22 protein-coding genes are annotated in these 23,003 nt (G+C 70.8%); 11 read left to right on the forward strand and 11 right to left on the reverse strand.

Annotated features, from left to right (window positions below; all coding sequences use genetic code 11):
* Nucleotides 1-42: 42 nt before the first annotated feature.
* The 5 genes from ABZT02_RS16125 to galU form a co-directional block, all read right to left on the reverse strand.
* Nucleotides 43-684 carry a GNAT family protein gene (locus tag ABZT02_RS16125; RefSeq protein ID WP_356018645.1) on the reverse strand — a complete coding sequence of 214 codons (642 nt, stop codon included), beginning with the start codon at nt 682-684 and terminating at the stop codon, nt 43-45.
* Complete coding sequence (locus tag ABZT02_RS16130) at nt 681-1,223, reverse strand: MogA/MoaB family molybdenum cofactor biosynthesis protein (protein ID WP_356018373.1); 543 nt, start codon at nt 1,221-1,223, stop codon at nt 681-683. The genes ABZT02_RS16125 and ABZT02_RS16130 overlap by 4 nt, the downstream gene beginning before the upstream one ends.
* A complete protein-coding gene (gene moaC, locus ABZT02_RS16135; RefSeq protein WP_266518136.1) occupies nt 1,220-1,699 on the reverse strand; it encodes a cyclic pyranopterin monophosphate synthase MoaC in 480 nt (159 codons plus the stop codon). The genes ABZT02_RS16130 and moaC overlap by 4 nt, the downstream gene beginning before the upstream one ends.
* A gap of 62 nt (nt 1,700-1,761) precedes the next feature.
* Entirely contained in the window at nt 1,762-3,084 is a 1,323-nt protein-coding gene (gene glp, locus ABZT02_RS16140) for a gephyrin-like molybdotransferase Glp (RefSeq protein WP_356018375.1), read from the reverse strand.
* 4 nt (nt 3,085-3,088) lie between these two features.
* Nucleotides 3,089-3,991: a UTP--glucose-1-phosphate uridylyltransferase GalU gene (gene galU, locus ABZT02_RS16145; protein WP_356018377.1), complete on the reverse strand. Its 903-nt coding sequence runs from the start codon at nt 3,989-3,991 to the stop codon at nt 3,089-3,091.
* Nucleotides 3,992-4,083: 92 nt separating this feature from the next.
* Here galU and ABZT02_RS16150 point away from each other — a divergent pair, with 92 nt between their 5' ends.
* Nucleotides 4,084-4,707 carry a 5-formyltetrahydrofolate cyclo-ligase gene (locus ABZT02_RS16150; protein WP_356018647.1) on the forward strand — a complete coding sequence of 208 codons (624 nt, stop codon included), beginning with the start codon at nt 4,084-4,086 and terminating at the stop codon, nt 4,705-4,707.
* A gap of 44 nt (nt 4,708-4,751) precedes the next feature.
* Here ABZT02_RS16150 and ABZT02_RS16155 read toward each other — a convergent pair whose 3' ends face one another.
* Nucleotides 4,752-7,580 (reverse strand): penicillin acylase family protein, encoded by a 2,829-nt coding sequence (locus ABZT02_RS16155; protein ID WP_356018379.1) that lies wholly within the window; start codon nt 7,578-7,580, stop codon nt 4,752-4,754.
* Nucleotides 7,581-7,859: 279 nt separating this feature from the next.
* On the opposite strand from ABZT02_RS16155, the gene ABZT02_RS16160 reads away from it, so the two are divergent.
* The 6 genes from ABZT02_RS16160 (at nt 7,860) to mscL (ending at nt 13,501) form a co-directional block, all read left to right on the forward strand.
* Nucleotides 7,860-9,419 carry a potassium/proton antiporter gene (locus tag ABZT02_RS16160; protein WP_356018381.1) on the forward strand — a complete coding sequence of 520 codons (1,560 nt, stop codon included), beginning with the start codon at nt 7,860-7,862 and terminating at the stop codon, nt 9,417-9,419.
* Between the two features lie 207 nt (nt 9,420-9,626).
* Nucleotides 9,627-10,895, forward strand: coding sequence for an MFS transporter (locus ABZT02_RS16165; protein ID WP_356018383.1), 1,269 nt, complete (start codon nt 9,627-9,629; stop codon nt 10,893-10,895).
* Nucleotides 10,896-10,962: 67 nt separating this feature from the next.
* Nucleotides 10,963-11,286 carry an FmdB family zinc ribbon protein gene (locus ABZT02_RS16170; protein WP_356018386.1) on the forward strand — a complete coding sequence of 108 codons (324 nt, stop codon included), beginning with the start codon at nt 10,963-10,965 and terminating at the stop codon, nt 11,284-11,286.
* Between the two features lie 99 nt (nt 11,287-11,385).
* Nucleotides 11,386-12,219 carry an S-methyl-5'-thioadenosine phosphorylase gene (locus ABZT02_RS16175; protein ID WP_356018388.1) on the forward strand — a complete coding sequence of 278 codons (834 nt, stop codon included), beginning with the start codon at nt 11,386-11,388 and terminating at the stop codon, nt 12,217-12,219.
* Between the two features lie 133 nt (nt 12,220-12,352).
* The gene (locus tag ABZT02_RS16180) at nt 12,353-12,904 is read left to right on the forward strand and encodes a hypothetical protein (RefSeq protein ID WP_356018648.1); all 552 of its coding nucleotides are present in this window, start codon (nt 12,353-12,355) and stop codon (nt 12,902-12,904) included.
* A gap of 138 nt (nt 12,905-13,042) precedes the next feature.
* Nucleotides 13,043-13,501, forward strand: a complete 459-nt coding sequence (mscL, locus tag ABZT02_RS16185) for a large conductance mechanosensitive channel protein MscL (protein ID WP_356018390.1) — start codon at nt 13,043-13,045, stop codon at nt 13,499-13,501.
* Between the two features lie 19 nt (nt 13,502-13,520).
* Here the strand turns inward: mscL and ABZT02_RS16190 are convergent, their stop codons facing one another.
* Entirely contained in the window at nt 13,521-13,703 is a 183-nt protein-coding gene (locus tag ABZT02_RS16190; protein ID WP_356018392.1) for a hypothetical protein, read from the reverse strand.
* Nucleotides 13,704-13,840: 137 nt separating this feature from the next.
* On the opposite strand from ABZT02_RS16190, the gene ABZT02_RS16195 reads away from it, so the two are divergent.
* From ABZT02_RS16195 to ABZT02_RS16210, 4 genes are all read left to right on the forward strand, one after another.
* Nucleotides 13,841-15,040, forward strand: a complete 1,200-nt coding sequence (locus ABZT02_RS16195) for a low temperature requirement protein A (RefSeq protein WP_356018394.1) — start codon at nt 13,841-13,843, stop codon at nt 15,038-15,040.
* 40 nt (nt 15,041-15,080) lie between these two features.
* Complete coding sequence (locus ABZT02_RS16200; RefSeq protein ID WP_356018396.1) at nt 15,081-16,112, forward strand: P1 family peptidase; 1,032 nt, start codon at nt 15,081-15,083, stop codon at nt 16,110-16,112.
* Nucleotides 16,113-16,429: 317 nt separating this feature from the next.
* Nucleotides 16,430-17,656 carry an Ig-like domain-containing protein gene (locus ABZT02_RS16205; protein WP_356018398.1) on the forward strand — a complete coding sequence of 409 codons (1,227 nt, stop codon included), beginning with the start codon at nt 16,430-16,432 and terminating at the stop codon, nt 17,654-17,656.
* A gap of 177 nt (nt 17,657-17,833) precedes the next feature.
* A complete protein-coding gene (locus tag ABZT02_RS16210; RefSeq protein ID WP_356018400.1) occupies nt 17,834-18,580 on the forward strand; it encodes a DUF6227 family protein in 747 nt (248 codons plus the stop codon).
* A gap of 19 nt (nt 18,581-18,599) precedes the next feature.
* On the opposite strand, the gene ABZT02_RS16215 is transcribed toward ABZT02_RS16210, so the two are convergent.
* The 4 genes from ABZT02_RS16215 to ABZT02_RS16230 form a co-directional block, all read right to left on the reverse strand.
* A complete protein-coding gene (locus ABZT02_RS16215; RefSeq protein WP_356018403.1) occupies nt 18,600-18,854 on the reverse strand; it encodes a hypothetical protein in 255 nt (84 codons plus the stop codon).
* 99 nt (nt 18,855-18,953) lie between these two features.
* Nucleotides 18,954-20,984 (reverse strand): fructose-specific PTS transporter subunit EIIC, encoded by a 2,031-nt coding sequence (locus ABZT02_RS16220; RefSeq protein WP_356018405.1) that lies wholly within the window; start codon nt 20,982-20,984, stop codon nt 18,954-18,956.
* Between the two features lie 184 nt (nt 20,985-21,168).
* Entirely contained in the window at nt 21,169-22,116 is a 948-nt protein-coding gene (gene pfkB, locus ABZT02_RS16225) for a 1-phosphofructokinase (protein WP_356018407.1), read from the reverse strand.
* 13 nt (nt 22,117-22,129) lie between these two features.
* On the reverse strand, nt 22,130-22,891 hold the full coding sequence (locus ABZT02_RS16230) for a DeoR/GlpR family DNA-binding transcription regulator (RefSeq protein ID WP_356018409.1): 762 nt from the start codon (nt 22,889-22,891) through the stop codon (nt 22,130-22,132).
* Nucleotides 22,892-23,003 lie beyond the last annotated feature (112 nt).

Genomic DNA, 23,003 nt, shown 5'->3' on the forward strand with positions numbered 1-23,003 from the left:
TGCCCCGAGGCGGTCATGCACCGATCATTTTCGAACACTTATTCAATTCCCGGGTCCTGCTTGTCGTCCCTGTGGGGAGCGTGCCCGCTGCCAGCGCCTGAGCAATCCGTCGGGTACCTCTTCCGCGGTGAGCGCGAACACGAGGTGGTCCCGCCAGGCCCCGTCGATGTGGAGATAGCGCGGCCGCAGTCCCTCCTCGCGGAATCCGAGTTTCTCCACGACCCGTCGGCTGGGCACGTTCTCGGGGCGAATGCAGACTTCGATGCGGTGCAGACCGACCGCGCGGAAACAGTGGTCCACGACAAGCGCCACGGCGGTCGGCATCACCCCGCGCCCGGCCACCGACTGGTCCACCCAGTAGCCGACGTGCCCCGAACACATCGAGCCCCAGGTGATTCCGGCCACCGTCAACTGTCCGACCAGCTGGCCCCGGTACTCGATGACGAACGGCAGCATCCGCCCCGCGTTCGCCTCGGACCGCAGGTGCCGGACCATCTGACGGTAGGTCGGCCGGTGCGCGATCGGGCCGCTCGGGGTGGGCGGCGGAATGGTCGCCTCCCAGGGGCGCAGCCAGTCCCGGTTGCGCCGGTTCACCTCGCGCCAGACCCGCTGGTCGCGCATCTTTATCGGCCTCAGGACGACATCGCCGTCCGCCAGTACGACGGGCCAGGACAAGCTGTTCAGCTCGCACCCCCACTGCCGGCGCCGGGTCTCGGGTGGTCGCCGCCGCGGATCTGGTCGACGGCGTGGATCAACAGGGGCTCCAGGACGGCCAGTCCGTCCCGCACCCCGCCGCTGGAACCCGGCAGGTTGACGATCAGCGTGTGTCCCGCCACCCCGGCCAGGCCCCGGGAGAGCGCGGCGGTCGGCACCTTGTCCCGTCCGAACGCCCGGATGGCCTCCGCGATGCCCGGCACCTCGTGGTCGATCACCTCGCGGGTCGCCTCGGGGGTGCGGTCGGTGGGCGAGATGCCGGTGCCGCCGGTGGTGACGATCACGTCGTATCCGGCCTCCACGCCCGCGCGCAGGGCGGCCTTCACGGGGTCGCCGTCGGGGACGACCTGGGGGCCGTCGACGGTGAAGCCGAACCCCTTCAGGCCGTCGGCGATCAGCGGGCCGCCCTTGTCCTGGTAGACACCGGCGGCGGCCCGGTTGGAGGCGGTGACCACCAGAGCGCTGTACGGCGCGAGGAGCGCGCCGCCGATCGACTCGTCGGCCGTCATGCCCGGCTCCAGTCGCCCGACTTGCCGCCCGTCTTCTCCTCGACCCGTACGTCCGTGATGACCGCTCCCTTGTCGACCGCCTTGACCATGTCGATCACGGTGAGCGCGGCGACGGAGACCGCGGTGAGGGCCTCCATCTCGACGCCCGTGCGGTCCGTGGTCTTCACGGTGGCCCGGATCTCCACGGCGTCGTCCGCGACCGACAGGTCCAGTTTCACACCGGACACCGACAACGGGTGGCACAGCGGGATGAGGTCCGGGGTGCGTTTGGCGCCCATGATGCCCGCGATCCGCGCGGTGGCCAGGGCGTCGCCCTTGGGGACGCCCTCGCCGCGCAGCAGCTCGATCACCCGGGGCGACACGAGGACACGTCCACTCGCGCGCGCGGTGCGTGCCGTGACGTCCTTGCCGGAGACATCGACCATGCGGGCGGCTCCCGCCTCGTCGATGTGCGTCAGTCGGTCCTGCGTACTCATGGTTGTGCGGCGCTCCCGGTCCGGCCTGTTGTGCGCGACACGGTACCGCCAACCTGGGGTGCTCAGCCGAGCAGGACCACTTCGACCTCGGTTCCGGGCTCGACGGACTCCACGTCCTCCGGTACGACGATCAGCGCGTCCGCCTGCGCGAGGGCGGCCACCAGATGGGAGCCGGCACCGCCGACCGGGGTGACCGCGCCGTCGGCACAGGCACCGCGCAGGAACTGCCGGCGGCCCTTGGGCGAGGTCAGCGCCTTGTCCGCGGTCAGGGTGGCCCGGGTCCGCGGCCGGTGGACGTCGTCGAGTCCCATGAGGGTGCGGATCGCGGGGCGGACGAACAGCTCGAAGGAGACGTACGACGACACCGGGTTGCCCGGCAGGGCAAGGAGCGGGATGTGGTCGGGGCCGATGGTGCCGAAGCCCTGGGGCTTGCCGGGCTGCATGGCGAGCCTGCGGAAGTCGACGCCGCTGCCCGGCTCGTCCTCGTCACCCACGGAGGACAGCGCCTCCTTGACGACGTCGTACGCCCCGACGCTGACGCCGCCCGTGGTGACCATGAGGTCGGCGCGGACGAGCTGGTCCTCGATGGTGGAGCGCAGGGTCTCGGCGTCGTCGGCGACGGCGCCCACGCGGTAGGCGATCGCACCGGCGTCGCGGGCGGCCGCGGTGAGGGCGAAGCTGTTGGAGTCGTAGATCTGGCCGGCGCCGAGACTCTGGTCGGGCTGGACGAGTTCGCTGCCGGTGGACATGACGACCACGCGCGGGCGCGGGCGCACGCGTACGGTGCCGCGGCCGATGGCGGCGAGGAGGGCGATCTGGGGCGGGCCGAGGACGGTGCCGGCGTCCAGGGCGCGGTCGCCGGCCCGGACGTCGCTGCCCTCCGCCCGCACGTGCGCGCGGGCCTCGGCGGACCGGTACACGTGGACGTGCCCCTCGGCGCCCTCGGGGGCGAGGCTGCGGGCGCGCATCCCGCTGACGGGGCCCTCGCCGAGACCTCCGTCGGTCCATTCGACGGGTACGACCGTCTCGGCGCCCGGCGGCAGCGGGGCGCCGGTCATGATGCGGGCGGCCTGTCCGGGGCCGACGTGGAGCGGCTCGGTCTGGCCCGCCGCGACGTCCCCGACGACGTCCAGGACGGCCGGGAACTCCTCGCTGACGCCCGCCACGTCCGCGACCCGCACCGCGTACCCGTCCATGGAGCTGTTGTCGAACGGGGGCAGGGACACCGGGACTGTGATGTCCTCGACCAGGACGCAGCCCTGGGCGTCGAGCAGTTGCAGCTCGATGGGTTCGAGGGGGCGGACGGTCGCGAGGATGTCCTCCAGGTGTTCGTCCACCGACCAGAGGTGGTCCTGGTCGGTGGGGCGGGGTGCGGCGCTGCTCAAATGCCTACATCTCCTCGGCTACGTAACTGCGAAGCCAGGCCCGGAAGTCCGGGCCCAGGTCTTCACGTTCGCACGCGAGTCTGACAATGGCACGCAGATAGTCGCCGCGGTCGCCGGTGTCATAGCGGCGGCCCTTGAAGACGACGCCGTGCACCGGGCCGCCGACCTTCTCGTCCTGCGCGAGCTGCTGGAGGGCGTCGGTGAGCTGGATCTCGTTGCCCCGGCCCGGCTCGGTCTTGCGGAGTATGTCGAAGATGTGCGGGTCGAGGACGTAGCGGCCGATGACCGCGTAGTTCGACGGGGCGTCGGCCGCCTCCGGCTTCTCGACGAGGCCGCTCACCCTGACGACGTCGCCGTCCTCGGTCTCCTCGACGACGGCACAGCCGTAGAGGTGGATCTGCTCGGGTGCGACCTCCATCAGCGCGATGACGCTGCCGCCGTACTGCTCCTGCACCTCGATCATGCGCTTGAGCAGGGGGTCGCGGGCGTCGATCAGGTCGTCGCCGAGGAGGACGGCGAAGGGCTCGTGACCCACGTGGGGGGCCGCGCACAGGACGGCGTGGCCGAGGCCGCGGGGGTCGCCCTGGCGCACATAGTGCATGGTGGCGAGGTCGCTGGACTCCTGGACCTTGGCGAGCCGGCTGGCGTCGCCCTTCCTCTGGAGAGCGGACTCGAGCTCGTAGTTGCGGTCGAAGTGGTCCTCGAGGGGGCGCTTGTTGCGTCCCGTGATCATGAGGACGTCATCGAGGCCCGCCGAGACGGCCTCCTCGACCACGTACTGGATCGCCGGCTTGTCGACCACCGGCAGCATCTCCTTGGGAGTGGCCTTGGTTGCCGGCAGGAAGCGGGTGCCGAGCCCTGCTGCCGGAATGACAGCCTTGCTGATCCGAGGGTGCGACTGAGTCATGTCCGAACCTTATCCGGTGCCTTTGCCTGGAATCTGAGGCTCCGGTTAATAAGCTGTTATATGAGCTTATTGAGAGGGTACGGGTGCAGACTTTGAGTCATGTCGGACGTCCCAGCGAGCCTGACAAGCGAACATTGCGACGAGAGTACCTGGCGGTGAGGAACAGGTTGACGGCCGATGACGTGCGGGAAGCGGCTTCCGCGCTGGCCGGCCGGGCCCTCGGACTGCCCGAGCTGGCGCGTGCGCGCACGGTGGCGGCGTACGTCTCCGTGGGGAGCGAACCCGGCACGCTCACGCTCCTCGACGCGCTGCGCGAGCGGGGGGCGCGCGTCCTGCTCCCGGCGCTTCTGCCGGACAACGATCTGGACTGGGGCGCCTACACCGGCGAGGGCTCTCTGGCGCGCGTGCAACACGGCGGGAAAATGACCCTCTTCGAGCCCTCCGGCGAGCGTCTGGGCCCGGACGCGGTGACCGGCGCCGACGTCGTGCTGCTGCCGGGTGTCGCGGTGGACGGGCGCGGGATGCGCCTGGGGCGCGGCGGGGGGTCGTACGACCGGGTGCTCGCGCGTCTGGAGCGCGCGGGCGCACGACCGGCGCTCGTGGTGCTCCTGTACGACGCCGAGGTCGTCGAGCATGTCCCGGAGGAGGCGCACGACCGCCCGGTGCACGCGGTGGTGACGCCGTCGGGCGTGCGCCGGTTCCAGGACCCGGAATGAGAAAGGGCCCCTCCACGCGCGCGTGGAGGGGCCCTTCTTCGGCGTTACGGTTTCAGCACCAGCGTGTCGGTCGTGCTCTTGTCGACGGCGTCGTCCGAGAAGGACCAGTCCAGCAGCTCGCCCTTGACCCACTTGCCGGTCTGGTCGGTGTAGTGCGCGCTGTAGGCGTGCCCGGAGGCGCCGGTGAGGTTGATCCACTTCGACTTGTCGAGATCACCGAGGTTGACCACCATGCGCATCGACGGCACCCAGACGACGCCGTAGCCGCCCGCGGCGTTCCAGCCGGTCGCGTTGACCGTCGCCTCGCCGCCGCTGAGCTTCCAGGGGCCGCGGTTGAGCATGTACTGGAGGAAGCCCGGGCCCTCGATGCCCATGGTCTGGTTCTTCAGGAACAGGCGGTGCAGCCGGCCCCAGCTCCAGGTGTCGATGTCCTTGCCGAGCTTGGCGGTCAGCTCCCAGCGGGCGTCGATCATGGCGCGCTTGAACAGCTCGTCGCGGTTGTCCGCCTTGGGCCGGTCGCCCACGCCGGCCGGGGTCTTCCACCAGTCGCTGTTCTCGTCGTCCATGAGGTTGCGCACGACCTCGAACCAGCGGTCGCCGCCGTCGGGCTGCGCCTGGTCGGCGTCGCGCTGGCCGCACTCGCGGACCTTGTCCGTCTCGTCCGCGGGCCCGGTGGTGGTGACCGGGTCGACCCACAGGCACTGGCCCTTGACCCGCAGCTCCTTGGGCAGCTTGTTGCCGAAGGCGAGCTTGAGGATGTTGCGCCAGACGGCGTTGAAGTAGGCGGCCGCGGCCGAGTCGGCGTCCTGGGTGTAGTCCCAGCCCTCCAGGAGCTCCTGCGCCTGACGGACGTCCTTGTCATCGACGTCGATCTTCAGCAGCTTCGGTACGAGCAGCTTGGCGATCTCACTGCTGTTGTCGAGCTGCATCTGGCGCATGTCGTCGGTGGAGATCTTGCCGCCGCCCTTGATCTTCTGCTCGATCAGGTCGGTGATGCGCTGGCTGCGGGTGCCGTAGCCCCAGTCCGTGGTGAGCGTGTAGGGGTACTTGCCCTTGTCGACCACGGCCTGGTTGGCGGTCACGATGTAGCCGCGCTCCGGGTTGTACTCGTAGGGCAGCTCGTCCTGCTCGATGTACTTGCCGGTCCAGGCGTACTTGGGGTCCCAGCCCGGGGCCGGGATGGCACCGGTGTCGCCCTTCGCGCGGATCGGGATGCGGCCGGGCAGCGTGTAGCCGATGTTCTCGGAGTCGGCGTAGACCAGGTTCTGCGAGGGCACGTCGAACAGGGCCGCCGCCGCGCGGAACTCGCTCCAGTTCGACGCCTTGTCCATCGCGAACACGGCGTCCATGGAGGTGCCGGGGTCGAGCGCGGTCCAGCGCAGCGCGACGCCGTAGCCGTCGCCGCGGTCGGGGGCCGCGTTGTCGACGGTGGCCTTCTTGCCGACCTTCACGAGTTCGTCGTAGCGGTCGGAGAGCAGGGGGCCGTTGTTCGTCTCACGGACGACGATCTTCTTGGACGCGCCGCCGGCGACCTTGATGGTCTCCTCGTGCGTGCTGAAGGGCTTGGTCGTGCCGTCGTAGAGGTAGCCGTCGCCGGAGAGCTTCTCCAGGTAGAGGTCGGTGACGTCGACGCCGGAGTTCGTCATGCCCCAGGCGATCTTCGCGTTGTGGCCGATGACCACGCCGGGCATGCCCGCGAAGGTGTAGCCGGAGACGTCGTACTGGCACTTGGCGGAGACGGACCGGCAGTGCAGGCCCATCTGGTACCAGACGGACGGCAGCGAGGCCGACAGGTGCGGATCGTTGGCGAGCAGGGGCTTGCCGGTGATGGTGTTCGAGCCCGCGACGACCCAGGAGTTGGAGCCGATGCCCTGGCCGTTGACCCCGACGGCCGTGGGGACGTCGTCCAGGACGTTGTAGAGGCCCGAGAGCTGGCTCTGGAGGGCCGAGGCGGTCGAGGACGAGGTCGAGGCCGGCGTGCCCGTCGCGGTGCCTCCCGTGGCCGTTCCGGAGCCGCTCGTGGAGGTGCCCGTGCCGCTCGTGGACGTTCCGGTGCCGGACAGGCCGTTGTCCTGCGAGCTGCCGTTCTGTTCGAAGGTCTGGGTCAGCTCGTTGTACTGGCCCTCCTGCACGATCGCCTGGTTCCGGCTGTACGGGTAGTCGGGGTACAGGTCGGCGATCTGCTTCGGGCCGAGGCGGCTGGTCATCAGGGCGCGGTCGATCTCGTCCTGCATGTTGCCGCGCAGGTCCCAGGCCATCGCCTTCAGCCACGCCACCGAGTCGACCGGGGTCCACTTCTCGGGCTTGTAGTCGTTCTCGAAGCCGAGCGCCGCGTACTCCAGGGAGATCTGCTTGCCGCTCTTGCCCTGGAGGTAGGCGTTGACTCCCTTGGCGTAGGCCTGGAGGTACTTCTTGGTGGAGGCCGACAGCTTGGTGTCGTACTCCTTCTTCGCGACCCGGTCCCAGCCCAGGGTGCGCAGGAACTCGTCGTCCTTGACCTGGCCCTTGCCGAACATCTCCGACAGGCGCCCGGAGGTCATGTGCCGGCGCACGTCCATCTCGTAGAACCGGTCCTGCGCCTGGACGTAACCCTGTGCCATGAACAGGTCCGCGTCGGAGGAGGCGTAGATCTGCGGGATGCCGTAACTGTCGCGCTTGACGTCGACCGGGCCCGACAGTCCCTCGAGCTCTATGGAGCCCTTGGTCTGGGGGAAGGACGCGCGGACGGTGCTCACCGACCAGTACCCGCCGTACGCGACACCGCCGATGACGGCCAGTACGAGGACGAGAACGATCAGGCGGGCTCTGCGCCCCTTCTTCCTGCCGGACTTGCCGGGCTGCTGACCCGATGAGGCGGTGGTGGTGGGGGGCATCGCTGTCCTTGCTGTCCTAACGCGAGCGGCAGGGCGGGCTGTGCTTTTTGACGGGAGCCTGCGTCACATCCCCGACCAGGCGTCGCGCGCGCCCGGGGATGTGACGCAGGCTCTGCGCGCTGGAGCAACCATAGGCGCAGGGCCCAGGCGGACTTGACGCGGAGTGGGGAACCAGCGCGCACGAGCGTTCGATCTTGCCTCGCGGAGTGTCAAGAAATCGTCAAGAGTTAGGTAAGGTAACGAAGTACTTGGATGCGGAGCTCCGCCGCTTCGTGTCCTATGTACGTGAGCTCACGCGCGCGTGATGCGGTGAGCCAGGGAAGGGAACGGCCGCTGACTGTCCACCATCTCAACCAGCTCCTGCTCGTCTGCTCGCTCGTCCTGCTCGTCGCTGTGGCAGCAGTCCGGATCTCCTCGCGCAGCGGGCTCCCCAGCCTGCTCGTGTACCTGGGGATCGGCATCGCCATGGGCCAGGACGGCATCGGCGACATCCACTTCGACAACGCCGAACTGACCCAGGTCATCGGGTACGCGGCCCTGGTCGTGATCCTGGCCGAGGGCGGCCTCGGCACGAAGTGGAAGGAGATCAAGCCGGCTCTGCCGGCCGCCACCGCGCTGGCGCTGGGCGGGGTCGCGGTGAGCGTCGGGGTCACTGCGACGGCCGCGCACTACCTGATCGGTCTCGAGTGGCGCCAGGCGCTCATCATCGGGGCGGTCGTCTCCTCGACGGACGCGGCGGCGGTCTTCTCGGTGCTGCGCAGGATCCCCCTGCCCGCGCGCGTGACGGGCACGCTGGAGGCCGAGTCCGGCTTCAACGACGCCCCGGTGGTCATCCTGGTCGTGGCCTTCTCCCAGACCGGTCCGGTCGAGCACTGGTACACGCTGATCGCCGAGATAACTCTGGAGCTGGCCATCGGCGCCGCCATCGGCATCGCGGTGGGCTGGCTGGGCTCCTGGGGCCTCAGGCACGTCGCGCTGCCCGCCTCCGGTCTCTATCCGATCGCGGTCATGGCGATCGCCGTCACCGCGTACGCGGCGGGCGCGCTGGCGCACGGCAGTGGGTTCCTCGCCGTCTATCTCGCCTCCATGGCGATGGGCAACGCCAAGCTGCCGCACTGGCCCGCCACCCGCGGTTTCGCCGACGGTCTCGGCTGGATCGCCCAGATCGGCATGTTCGTCCTGCTCGGCCTGCTGGTCACCCCGCACGAACTGGGCGATGACGTACTGCCCGGGCTCGTCATAGGGCTGGTGCTGACCATGGTGGCGCGGCCCCTGAGCGTCTTCCTGTGCCTGACGCCGTTCCGGGTGCCGTGGCAGGAGCAGACGCTCATGTCCTGGGCCGGACTGCGCGGCGCCGTGCCCATCATCCTGGCGACGATCCCCATGGTGAGCGGCATCGAGGGCAGCCGTCGCGTCTTCAACATCGTCTTCGTGCTGGTCGTCGTCTACACCCTCGTACAGGGTCCGACGCTGCCCTGGCTGGCGCGCATGCTGCGCCTGGGCGGCGACCCCGAAGCCGCCGACCTCGGCATCGAGTCGGCGCCGCTGGAGCGGCTGCGCGGGCACCTGCTGTCCGTCGGCATTCCCGAGGGGTCCCGGATGCACGGCGTCGAGGTCAACGAGCTGCGGCTGCCGGCCGGGGCCGCGGTCACTCTCGTCGTCCGCGATGAAAAATCGTTCGTTCCGCTCCCCACGACCGTGCTGCGGCACGGCGACGAACTGCTCGTCGTCGCCACCGACCCGGTCCGCGACGCCGCCGAACGGCGGCTGCGCGCGGTGGGCCACGGCGGCAAGCTGGCCGACTGGCTGGGCACGGGCGGGACCGACAGCACACGTTAAGGGTGTGTTACGCGATGCCTGTAGGATGAAGGCACCCCTGATCGAACCAACTCTGCCTGACGCAGAGCTGGCGCGACCGTATGGCGGCCGAGACGTCCCTGAGCAGTCGGTATCGGCATCTACCGCAGTCCGCGCAAGAGGACAGCTCTCGGCGCCACCCCTTCCCTTGAAGGGGCCGCGCTACCAGGCGGCAGAAAGGCACGGGCCGTGGCATCCACGGTCACCTCCTCCCGCCCGGGATACGGACAGCTGCTGCGCACCCGCGGCGCCTGGACGTTCCTGCTCCCCGGCTTCGCGGCGCGCCAGCCGTTCGCGATGCTGACCCTCTCGCTCGTGCTGCTCGTGCAGCACACCACCGGCTCGTACGGCGCGGCGGGCGCCGTCGCGGCCGTCACCGGTGTCTCCATGGCGCTGTTCGCGCCCTACAGCGGCCGTCTCGCTGACCGCCACGGGCAGCGCGCCGTGCTGATCCCCGGCGTCCTGGTGCACACCCTGTCGGGCCTGTCCCTGACGGCCCTCGCCCTCACGCACGCGCCCCTGTGGGCGTTGTTCGTCGCGGCCGTGCCCACCGGTGCCTCGGTGCCGCAGATCGGGCCCATGGTGCGCGCCCGCTGGGGCGTCAAGCTCCAGGACTCCCCCCTGATGACCACGGCGGCGGCCTTCGAGTCCGTCACGGACGAGCTGACCTTCGTCTTCGGCCCGCTGCTGGCCACCGCCCTGTGCACCGCCGTCCACCCCGCCGCGGGCCTGCTGACGGAGGCGTCGCTGACGCTGCTGGGCGGGCTGCTGTTCGCCGCGCAGAAGAGCACGCAGCCGACTGTCACCGCGGTCGACGGGCACACACGCGTGGAGCACGCCTCGGCGCTGCGCGTCCCCGGAGTGCGCGTCCTGATCGTGACCTTCCTGGGCATCGGTTCCGTCTTCGGCGGCATGCAGGTCTCGCTCGCCGCGTTCAGCGAGTCGATCGGCGAGCCCGGCCTGAACGGTGTCCTGTACGGCGTCTTCGCCGCGGGCAACATGCTCTCCGGCCTGGTCTGCGGGGCCATCGCCTGGAAGGTGGCCCCCCAGCGGCGCCTGGTCGTCGGCTACGGCGCCCTCGCGCTGACGGCCTCCGGCCTGTGGGCGGCGCACTCGGTGCTCGTCCTGGCCGGCCTCGGCCTCCTGGTCGGCATGTGCATCGCGCCCGCCCTGATCACCGGCTACACCCTGGTCGACGACCTGGTCCCGGCCGGCGCCCGCACCGAGGCCTTCACCTGGCTGACCGGAGCGGTGGCGCTCGGCCAGGCGGCCGCCGTGACGATCGCCGGACAGCTGGAGGACCGCTTCTGGGGCGGCGCCGGGTTCCTGGTGCCGATGGGCGGCACTCTGCTCGCCCTGGCGACCCTTGTGGCGCTGCGTTCCCACCTCGCGGCCCGGCCCCGCGGCCGGACCGTCGCACGTGGCATCGGTCACCGAGTGCCGGTGACAGTGGACTGATCCCCGGGAATACGTCACTATGGACCATCGTTAGCACTCATTGAGTGAGAGTGCCAGGAGGAAGACAGTGCCCACCTACCAGTACCAGTGCACCGAGTGCGGCGAGGGCCTCGAGGCGGTGCAGAAGTTCACCGACGACGCTCTGACCGAGTGCCCCAACTGCCAGGGTCGCCTCAAGAAGGTGTTCTCCGCGGTCGGCATCGTCTTCAAGGGCTCCGGCTTCTACCGCAACGACAGCCGCGGCTCCTCGTCGAGCACCTCGCCGGCGTCGTCGTCCTCGAAGCCGTCGACGTCCACCTCGTCGTCGTCCGAGTCGTCTTCTTCGTCGTCCTCCTCGGACTCGAAGTCGTCGAGCTCGGGCACCACGTCCAGCAGCAGCTCCGCCGCATAGGTCTCACCTCCGGGGCCCTGTCGTCGTACGACGGCAGGGTCTTCGGTGTTTCCGGATCCCGGCCGTCGCTCATTCCCGGGGCCGGATACTGTGCTGGTCATGGCGAACGCAGAGATCGGCGTAATCGGCGGCTCGGGCTTCTACTCGTTCCTCGAGGACGTGACCGAGGTCCAGGTGGACACCCCCTACGGTCCGCCCAGCGACTCCCTCTTCCTCGGCGAGGTCGCCGGCCGACGGGTCGCCTTCCTGCCCCGGCACGGACGCGGCCACCATCTGCCGCCCCACCGGATCAACTACCGGGCCAATCTGTGGGCGCTCAGGTCGGTGGGGGCACGGCAGATCCTCGGACCGTGCGCGGTGGGCGGGCTGCGTGCCGAGTACGGGCCGGGCACGCTGCTGGTGCCGGACCAGCTGGTCGACCGCACGAAGTCCCGGGCCGGAACGTACTTCGACGGGCTGCCGCTGCCGGACGGCGGCGTGCCGAACGTGGTGCACGTGTCCTTGGCCGACCCGTACTGCCCCGTCGGGCGGGCGGTCGCGCTGAAGGCGGCCCGCGGCCGGGACTGGGAGGCGGTGGACGGCGGCACGCTGGTCGTGGTCGAGGGGCCGCGGTTCTCGACCCGCGCCGAGTCGGTGTGGCACCAGGCGCAGGGCTGGTCGGTGGTGGGCATGACCGGCCACCCCGAGGCCTCCCTCGCCCGTGAACTGGAGCTCTGCTACACGTCGTTGACCCTGGTCACCGACCTCGACGCGGGCGCCGAGACCGGTGAGGGCGTCTCGCACGACGAGGTGCTGCGGGTGTTCGCGGCGAACGTGGACCGGCTGCGCGGCGTGCTGTTCGACGCGGTGGCGGCGCTGCCTTCGAACGGGGAGCGGGACTGCCTGTGCGTGAACGCGCTGGGCGGGATGGACCCGGGGTTCGAACTGCCCTAGCGGGGGCGGAAGTTCTCGTTCGGGTGAGGGAGTTTTCCACAACCGGCCGGTAGTGCACCGGCGTCGGCGGGATTCGGCGCGAAGCCGCATCGTGGCAGTGCAAGCCGTCGTCCCGTCGCTGGTGGTGGTCCTCATGTCCTTCGCTCCCCCCTCTCCCCTCGTTCCGTGCCCGCCCGGCACCGACGCTCCCCCGACCTGCGAGGTCCCGCACTTCGCACCGGTGCGGGTGCGCGGCGGGCAGCATCGGCTACGGCGGTTCGTACGGAACCGGAGGCGTGCCGTGGCCCTCGGCCTGGCCGTCACCGCGGCCGCACTGGTGGCGGCGGGGCCGCGGGGCGGCGACGGGGCGCGAGGCAACGACGGAGCCCGGGGGCACCCGGCGACCGCGCCCGTGCGCGAGCACCCTGCCGTGGAGACGGTGTCGGCGCCGGTGCGGATCGCCGACGGGGCCACGGTCCGGCTGCTGCGGCCCGGGGACCGGGTCGACGTCATCGCGGCCGAGGAGTCGGCGCTGGGCGGGGAGGCCCGGGTGGTCGCCCGCGGAGCGCGGGTGACGAAGGTGCCGGAGCCGCTGGACGGGGCGAGCGAGGCAGGGGCGCTGGTCGTGCTCTCGGTGCCGCGATCGACGGCGGCCCGCCTCGCGGGCGCGAGCGCGACGGCGCGGCTGGCGGTGACGCTGTGTTGAGCGGTGTGGTCCTTCTGTTGCGGGGCCTCCTGTCAAGTCCCCTCTTCGAGCTACCCGATGGGACAGGGTCACCTCGCGTTGACGTAGGTTGCGGAGCTGTTTGTTCCACAACCTGTGCGTGCGAGAAGAGGCCTCTAGGTGAGCGAGAAGAAGCCGAGCGTCTGGGAGGGCTTCAAGGCCTTCCTGATGCGCGGGAACGTCGTCGATCTGGCAGTCGCGGTGGTCATCGGCGCCGCCTTCACCAACATCGTGAACTCGGTGGTGAAGGGGATCATCAACCCGCTGGTGGGGGCGATCGGCACCAAGAACCTCGACCACTACAGCTCTTGTCTGAGCTCCACGTGCAAGGGCGAGCAGGGCATCACGATCCTGTGGGGCTCAGTGCTCGGCGCCACCCTCACCTTCGTGATCACCGCGGCCGTCGTCTACTTCCTGATGGTCCTGCCGATGGCGAAGTACCTGGCCCGGATGGAGGCCCGCCGGAAGGCGAAGGAGGGCACGCGCGAGGTCATCGAGGTGACCGAGCTGGAGGTCCTCAAGGAGATCCGCGACGCCCTGGTCGCCCAGCGGGGCTCGGGCCACGACGGGCGCTACTGAGCCGGACCGCGCGCCCCGCTCAGAGGTGGTGGGGCGGCTTCTCGTCGAGGAAGCGCTTCAGGTCGGCCGCGCTGTCGCCGTCGCCGCGCGGCCGGTCGCCCCAGCCTCGGTCGGTGTCGTCCGCGGACTGCTGGTCCAGCGGATCGTCGAAGACCAGCGCGGGCTTCGGCTCGCGGGACTCGGGTCGGGGGGCGCTACTCATGGCTCCAGGGTACGGCCCTGCCGGACCCACCCCGTGGGAGCGGCCGCCCACCCCGGTCCCGGCCCGGTCTTCCGGCCGGCCGACGCCGGTGAACAGTCCACAAGCGTTTCGGGACGGTATCTGTTCTGCTTGGCTCCATGACGTCCAGTCCGACACGCAGTCCACTGCGCAGAATCACCGCTCGCGGCCGGGACGAGGCGCATCGGGTCGCCTCGCCGCTGGAGCTCTTCTTCGACCTGTGCTTCGTCGTGGCCATCGCCCAGGCGGGCGTGGCCCTGGTGCACGCGATCGCCGAGGCGCACGCCGGCGAGGGGATCCTCAACTACGCGATGGTCTTCTTCGCCATCTGGTGGGCGTGGATGAACTTCACCTGGTTCGCCTCGGCTTACGACAACGACGACGCGCTCTACCGGGTCGTCACCCTGCTGCAGATCGCGGGTGTCCTGGTGCTGGCGGCCGGGGTGTCCCGGGCGTTCGAGGACCACGAGTTCCTGGCCGTGTGGCTGGGCTATGTGATCATGCGGCTGGCGCTGATCACACAGTGGCTGCGGGTGGCGCGTTCGAGCGAGGGTGCGGAGCGGACGACGGCCCTGCGCTACGCGTTCGGCGTGCTGATGTGCCAGGTCGGCTGGCTGGGCCTGCTGGTGCTGCCGGAGGGCGGCCGGGCCTGGGTGTTCCTGGTGATGGCGGTGCTGGAGATGTGTGTGCCGCCGTTCGCCGAGAGGGACCATCCGACGTCGTGGCATCCGCATCACATCGCGGAACGCTACGGGTTGTTCACGATCATCGTGCTCGGCGAGACGATCGCCGCCGCCACGGTCGCCGTGAAGTCCGGCATCGACGAGCACGAGGCGCTCGGCGAGCTGCTGCCGATCGCCGCCGGCGGACTGCTGATCGTCTTCGCCGCCTGGTGGATCTACTTCGTGGTGCCCATCCACGGTCATCTGCGCTCCAGCAGGCAGGCGTTCCTGTGGGGATACGGCCACTACCTGGTGTTCGCGTCGGCCGCCGCGATCGGGGCGGGTCTGGAGGTGGCCGTGGAACAGGCCGTGGGCAAGGCGCACATCTCGACCCTGGCCGCGTCGGCCGCGGTGACCCTGCCGACCTCGCTCTATCTGCTCACGGTCTGGCTCCTGCACTCGCGGTACTTCAAGGTGGGCATCGCGCAACAACTGGTGCTGCCGGTCACGGCGTTGCTGGTGATCTGCTGCACTTTCCTGGGCGACCGGGCGGTGCTCGCGGCGGGCATCGTGGTGGCGCTGGCCGTGGTGACCGGGACTTCGCTGACCGCGCGGATGGCGGCGCGGGAGGGCCAGGAGCCGGCCCGGGTGGCCTGACCTCGTCCGGCCGGGGCGGTGGCTGGACAAGACTGGGTCCATGACAGTTGACGCTCTGACGGATGTCGCCGGGGTGCGCGTGGGTCACGCGACGCGTACCGGCGGCGGTTGGCTCACCGGCACCACGGTCGTGCTCGCCCCGGAGGGTGGGGCGGTCGCCGCGGTGGACGTGCGCGGCGGCGGGCCCGGCACCAAGGAGACCGACGCGCTCGACCCGCGCAACCTGGTGCAGAAGGTGGAGGCGATCGTGCTGACCGGGGGCAGCGCGTACGGGCTGGACGCGGCTTCCGGGGTGATGGCCTGGCTGGAGGAGCGGGGGCGGGGGGTGCGGGTCGGACCGGACCCCTCGCATGTGGTGCCAGTCGTCCCTGCCGCCTGTGTCTTCGATCTCGGACGGGGCGGCGACTTCCGGGCCCGGCCGGACGCGGCGACCGGGCGGGCCGCCGTCGAGGCCGCCGCGGCGAGTGCCGTCGGCGCGGAAGTGCCGGAGGGGTGCGTGGGGGCGGGTACGGGGGCCGCGGTCGGAGCGATGAAGGGCGGGGTGGGGACGGCGAGTGTCGTTCTCCCCTCGGGGATCACCGTGGCGGCGTTGGTGGTGGCCAACGCGGTGGGAGCGGTGTCGGATCAGGAGACGGGAGTTCTGTACGGGGAGTTGTTCGACGGGCGGGTGCGGTATCCGGAGGAGCGGGTGCACGAGGCCGCCCGCCGACGGCTCGCCGAGACCGCGGCGAAGAACGGGCCGCCCCCGCTGAACACCACGCTCGCGGTGGTGGCCACGGACGCGGACCTGTCGAAGGCTCAGGCCCAGAAAGTGGCGGGGACCGCGCACGACGGCATCGCGCGTGCCGTACGTCCGGTGCACCTGCTGCACGACGGCGACACGGTGTTCGCCCTGGCCACGGGGGCGCGTCCACTGGACGCCGGGGATCCGCTCGCGCTCAACTCCGTGCTCGCCGCGGGCGCGGATGTGGTGACGCGCGCGATCGTGCGGGCGGTGCGGGCGGCGGAGTCGGTGGAGGGGGTGGGTGGGGCGTGGCCTTCCTACCGGGAGTTGTACGGGGCCGGGGCGTGATACCTGCGGCGGCTGTGCGGGGTGAGGTGGGGCGGTGGTGTCTGCGGGCCGACGGGGGCTGGTCGCGCGGTTCCCCGCGCCCCTAGCGGGGTTGCAGTCACCCTGCGCCAGGACGGATACCCAGGCCGCCGCAGGCATCAGGGGCGCGGGGAACCGCGCGACCGGCCACAACGGACCCGCACCCGCCCGGCAACCTCATCCCGGCAGCCCCACTGACGCATTCGTCGCGCTCTCGGGGAACCCGGTCGGGGACCGGGTTCCCTCCTTCTTCACGAAGTGGAGCGGAGCGTGCAGACCACACGAATCTGGAGTAACTCGTGACAACGCCGGACATAGCAGCGCGGCGCGCACTGGGGGCCTGTGCCGTCCTGATGGTCGGCGCCCTCACCCTCACCGCGTGCGGAGGCGACTCCGACGCCAGGAGTGAGGGCAAGGGCGGCAAGGATCCCGCGAAGACCTCCGCGGCGCGGATCATCATCTCCGCCAGGAACGGTTCGACGGGCGCGTCGATCAACTCGACCGGCGTGAAGGTCAGCGACGGCACGCTGACCGGCGTGAGGATGACCGTGGCGGGCACAGGGCAGGAGGTGCCGGGGTCGTTGGCCGCGGGCGGCGGGAGCTGGAAGCCCGGGGAGCAGCTGGAGCGGGGGACGAAGTACGAGATAGCCGCGACGGCGAAGGACTCTGACGGCAGGGCCGTGACCTCGAAGTCCGTCTTCACGACCGTCTCCAAGGAGAACAGCTTCATCGGCACGTACACGCCGGACAACGGGACGACGGTCGGTGTGGGGATGCCGGTGTCGTTCAAGTTCGACAAGGCGATCAGCGACAAGAAGGCCGTGCAGTCGCACATCACCGTCAGCTCCAGCAGCGGGCAGCAGGTGGTGGGGCACTGGTTCGGGGCGCAGCGGCTCGACTTCCGGCCCGAGGAGTACTGGAAGGCCGGCTCCAAGGTCACCATGAAGATCGACCTGGATGGGGTCAAGGGCGCCAACGGGGTCACCGGTGTGCAGGAGAAGACCGTCAGCTTCACGATCGGGCGCTCGCAGGTGTCCACCGTGGACGCCGACACGCAGACCATGAAGGTCGTGCGGGACGGGACGACCGTCAAGACCGTGCCGATCTCCACGGGCAGTCCGGAGTTCACCACCTACAACGGGCAGATGGTGATCTCCGAGAAGTACAAGAAGATCCGCATGGACAGCCGGACGGTCGCGCTCGCCAACGCGTACGACATCCCCGACGTCCCGGACGCGATGCGGCTGACGCAGTCGGGGACCTTCATCCACGGCAACTACTGGTACAGCAAGGGGAATCCGCCCTTCGGGCGCACCGGCACCAGCCACGGATGCGTCGGCCTGCGGGACGTCAAGGGCGGGAAGGCGGACACCCCGGCCAAGTGGTTCTACGACAACTCGCTGATCGGGGACGTGGTGGTCGTGAAGAACTCCCCCGACAAGACGGTGGCGCCCGACAACGGGCTGAACGGCTGGAACATGACGTGGAACGAGTGGGTCGCGGGGAGCGCCGTCAGCACCTCCTGATCACGGAAAACACCTCCCGATCAGGGACTTTTGACGGTCCGTCGGGCCGCGGGGGAATTTCCCGCGCGGCCCGCACGTTTTCCAGGCGCACGTTTTCTCGGTTCCCGGACATGATGTCCGACCGAGGGGCTACGGTATGCACCCACAAGGTGACATGCAGCAACGCCGGGAGAAACCTTGAGCGTTCCGTACGAGACGGCAGCGTACGAACCACCCGAGTCGCCCGAGTCTCCGGAGGAGCACCTCGCGCGGCTCCTGGGTCGTGCCCTGAACTCCTTCGAGCTGCCCGACGAGACGATCCGGCAGCTGGACTGCGCGCTGGCGTACGACAGTTCACTGCACTCCGCGCACCACAGCGCTGGGCTGCACCGGGAGACGTACCGGCACACGTGGCTGCTCGCCGACGGCTCGGCACTGACTCTGTGGGAGCTCGTCCACAACACCGCGCGGGACAGCGTTCCGCAGCACGAGGTGTACGTCGACGAGGAGGAGCTGCGGGCGGCGACCGCGCGGCTGCCGTTGCCGCAGGACACCCCGGACTTCGAGCTGCCGGTGACCGTGCAGCTCTCGCCCGTGCAGCCGCCGCGGCACGCCTACGCCCCGGACGACTCGGCGGATCACGCGCGCCGTCTCCTGCGCCGCGCGGAGAACGCGGACCGGCCGGGTGCGGAGACGGCCGCGCTGCTGGCCCAGGCGTTCGCCCACCAGATCACGCAGGCGTTCGGGCGGCCGTGCCGGGCGGGCCGCGCCGGGCTGGGTTTCTCGCTGTACGAGCACGCGTTTCTGCTGCGCGACGGCGCGGAGATCTCCCTGTGGGAGGTCGAGCACACGGCGACGCCCGACGGGCGGCACATGTGCGAGGTGTACGTCACCGAGGACGCGGCCCGCGACGCCATGGAGCGGCGGGCCGCGCAACTGTCCTGAACCGGCCGACGGTTCGGGCTCAGCGGCCGCCGCCGAGCTGTCGTACCAGCCCCGCGAACGCGTCCTCCTCCGCCGGTGTCAGTTCGACACACTCGTGGCCGGGGGCGGCCCGGCGCTGGCGCGGGAGGGCGGGCAGGCCGTGGGCGACGCGCCACACGACGGCCTCGTGGCGGCCGTGGCGCAGCAGGTAGGCCAACCCCGCCGTCCAGGCGACGACCACCAGGACGAGCAGGGTCACACCAAGCCACTGGTAGACGGAGACGTGCTCAGGCATGCGTTCCAGTAGACACCACGGTCCGGGACTTTGGCCCCGGACCGTGACGTATCTCGCAGGTGCCGTGAACACCTCACAGCCGCCCCAAAGGGGCAGGTTCTATGCGGCGACCGGCTGCTTGGCCTCCGCCTTGGCGGCGGGCACCGCGGTGGCCGCCGCTCCCGGGACCGGCTTGCGCATGCTCTTCAGGACGACCACCAGCGCGGTGGTGACGCACACGCCCGCCGCGATGGCGATCAGGTAGAGGAACGGGCTGCCGATCAGCGGGACCACGAAGATGCCGCCGTGCGGAGCGCGCAGGGTGGCGCCGAAGGCCATCGACAGGGCGCCGGTGACCGCGCCGCCCGCCATCGAGGCCGGGATGACCCGCAGCGGGTCGGCCGCGGCGAACGGGATCGCGCCCTCGGAGATGAAGGACGCGCCCAGGACCCAGGCGGCCTTGCCGTTCTCGCGCTCGGTCTGCGTGAAGAGCTTCTTGCGGACGGTGGTCGCGAGCGCCATGCCCAGCGGCGGGACCATGCCCGCGGCCATCACGGCGGCCATGACCTTCATCGCGGAGTCGCTCGGGTCCTGCACGGCGATTCCGGCGGTGGCGAAGGCGTACGCGACCTTGTTGACCGGGCCGCCGAGGTCGAAGCACATCATCAGGCCGAGAAGGACGCCGAGCAGGATCGCGTTGGTGCCGGAGAGGCCGTTGAGCCAGTCCGTCATGCCCTTCTGGGCCTCGGCGATGGGCTTTCCGATCACCACGAACATCAGGAAGCCGACGATCAGCGAGGAGATCAGCGGGATCACCACCACCGGCATGATGCCGCGCAGCACCGGTGGGATCCTGATCCGCTGGATCGTGAGGACCACTCCACCCGCCAGCAGACCGGCGACCAGGCCGCCCAGGAAGCCGGCGGCGATCTGCGAGGAGATCATTCCGCCGACGAAGCCGGGGACGAGACCGGGTCGGTCCGCCATGCCGTACGCGATGTATCCGGCGAGGACCGGGACCAGGAAGCCGAAGGCGACCTGGCCGATCTGGAACAGCAGGGCGCCCCAGCTGTCGATCTCGGTCCAGGAGAAGTGCTTCATGACCGAGGGCGCGCTCGCGATCTGCCAGCCGCCGATCGCGAACCCGAGGGCGAGCAGCAGACCGCCCGCGGCGACGAACGGGACCATGTAACTCACGCCGGTCATCAGCCACTTGCGGAGCTTGGTGCCGTAGCTGTCGCCGGACTCGCCGGCCCGCTCGACCGGCGTCCCCGCACCCGCGCCGGCGCCTGCCGTCACCTCGCCGCGCGCGGCCTTCCCGCGCACCTCGGTGATGAGTTCCGCGGGCCGGTTGATGCCCGCCTTCACGCCGACGTCGACGGTGGGCTTGCCGGCGAAGCGGTCCTTGTCGCGTACGGGGACGTCGTGCGCGAAGATCACGCCGTCCGCCGCGGCGATGACGGCCGGGTCGAGACGGGTGAAGCCGGCCGAGCCCTGTGTCTCGACGACGAGTTCGACGCCCGCCTCGCGGCCGGCGTTCTCCAGCGACTCGGCGGCCATGTAGGTGTGGGCGATGCCGGTCGGGCAGGAGGTGACGGCGACGATCCGGAAGGGGGTCTCCGGAGCGTCGGGAGCGGTACTGGCCGTTGCGGCATCGGCGGAGGCCGCCGCCGATGCCGCAACGGAGTCTTCGGACGTCCCCGTGGATGCCTCGTCCCCGCGGATCAGCGCCGCCGCGCTCCCCGCGTCGCCCGCGGACCGCAGCGCGTCGGTGAACTCGGCGTTCATCAGCTGCCGCGCGAGGGAGGACAGGATCGTCAGGTGGGCGTCGTCCGCGCCGGCCGGTGCGGCGATCAGGAAGATCAGGTCGGCGGGTCCGTCCGGCGCGCCGAAGTCGATCCCGGCGGCGCTGCGCCCGAAGGCGAGCGTCGGCTCGGTGACGTGTTCGCTGCGGCAGTGCGGGATGCCGATACCGCCGTCGAGGCCGGTCGGCATCTGTGCCTCGCGGGCGGCCACGTCGGCGAGGAAGCCCTCCAGGTCGGTCACCCGGCCCAGGGCGACCATGCGCTCGGCGAGGGCACGGGCCGCCGCTTCCTTGGTATCGGCGGACAGGTCGAGGTCGACCAGGTCCGCGGTGATCATGTCGCTCATCGCGGGCTCCTTCGCACGCGTATCGCCCGGGGAGTGGGGTGGGCGTCAGGGGTGGGGACGGGGGTGGTGCGGTGGGGGTTCATGGGGTTCGGGAGGAGGGTGGCGGCGCGGAGTAACAGCGCCGGCACGGCCGTATCGGCACGACGGGGGACCGCCGTACCGGAAGCCGCCGCGACCGGGCCGCTCATGACACCGGCTCCTTCAGCACCCGGTCCACCGGCACCTCGGCCGTGACCGTCACCGCGGCCGGGTCCAGGTCGTTTGGGGTCGGCATGACGCTGCCGGGCAGCTGGACGGCCGCCGCGCCGTGCGCGACCGCGGAGGCGAGGGCCTCGGGGCCGCTGCCGCCGGCGATCAGGAAGCCGGCCAGCGAGGAATCGCCTGCGCCGACATTGCTGCGTACGTTTTCCACGCGGGCACTGCCGAACCAGGCGCCTGAGGCGTCCACCAGCAGCTGCCCGTCGGCGCCCAGGCTCGCCAGGACCGCCCGCGCACCCATCTCCCGCAGTTCCTCGGCCGCCTTCACGGCGTCGCCCACCGTGGCCAGGGGGCGTCCGACCACCTCCGCGAGCTCCTCGGCGTTCGGCTTGACCACGTCGGGCCGCTCGCGCAGTGCCTCCAGGAGCGCGCGCCCCGAGGTGTCCAGCGCGATCCGCGCACCACCAGCGTGCGCCCGCGCGACCACCTCGGCGTACCAGGAGGGCGCGAGCCCCCGGGGCAGGCTCCCGCAGCACGCGATCCATGACGCGTCGCGCGACTGCTCGCGCACGGTCTCCAGGAGGAGTTCCTGCTCCTCGGGAGTGAGCTCGGGACCCGGCGCGTTGATCTTCGTGAGCACCCCGTCCGACTCGGCGAGCGCGATGTTCGACCGGGTGGCGCCCGCGACCGGTACCGGCGCGACCTCGATGCCCTGCGCGTCGAGCAGGTCGGCGACGAGCGCTCCCGGCGCCCCGCCCAGGGGCAGGACCGCGACCGTGCGCTGCCCGGCGGCCGTGACGGCACGCGAGACGTTGACACCCTTGCCGCCGGGATCCATGCGTTCACCGGAGGCGCGGATGACCTCGCCGCGCTCCAGGGACGGGACCTCGTACGTACGGTCCAGGGACGGGTTCGGGGTGACGGTGAGGATCATGCGCACTCGTTTCTCAAACACACAGCACTTCCGTGCCGCCACGCTCGATGGCTACGGCGTCTTCGGGGCTCAGCCCGCTGTCGGTGATCAGCAGGTCCACATCGCTCAGGTCGCCGAAGCGGGCGAAGTGCTCCTGGCCGTGCTTGGCGGAGTCGGCGAGCAGCACCACGCGGCGGGCGGCGGCGATCGCCGCGCGCTTGACCGCGGCCTCGGCGAGGTCGGGGGTGGTGAGGCCGTGCTCGGCGGAGAAGCCGTTGGCCGCTACGAAAAGGACGTCGGCGCGGATCTCGCCGTACGCCCTGAGCGCCCAGGCGTCCACGGCGGCGCGCGTACGGTGCCGTACGCGCCCCCCGACGAGGTGGAGCTGGATGCCGGGGTGGTCCGCGAGGCGGGCCGCGATCGGCAGGCTGTGGGTGACGACGGTGAGCGAGGCCTCCAGCGGGACGGCGGCGGCGAGACGGGCCACGGTCGTGCCGGCGTCGAGGATCAGGGTGCCCTCGGTCGGCAGTTCGGCGAGGGCCGCCTTGGCGATGTGGTCCTTCTCGTCGGCCGCGGTCGTCTCGCGCTCGGCGAGGTCCGGCTCGAAGTCGAGGCGCCCGGCCGGGATGGCCCCGCCGTGCACCCGGCGCAGCAGCCCCGCGCGGTCGAGGGCCTTCAGGTCCCGCCGGATGGTCTCGGCGGTGACCTGGAACTCCTCGGCCAGCGAGACGACGTCCACCCGCCCGCCGTCACGCGCGAGCCGGAGGATCTCCTGCTGCCGTTCCGGTGCGTACATGTCCGCTCGCCTCCGACTGATGCCCGAACGTGTGGTTTCAGTCGGAGGCTACGCCCGGATTTCCGGAAAGTAAACAGGTTCGGACCCCATCCGGACATGAACGGACTTCCGG

It is taken from the genome of Streptomyces sp. NPDC005402 (assembly GCF_040606575.1).
Taxonomy (GTDB): Bacteria; Actinomycetota; Actinomycetes; order Streptomycetales; family Streptomycetaceae; genus Streptomyces.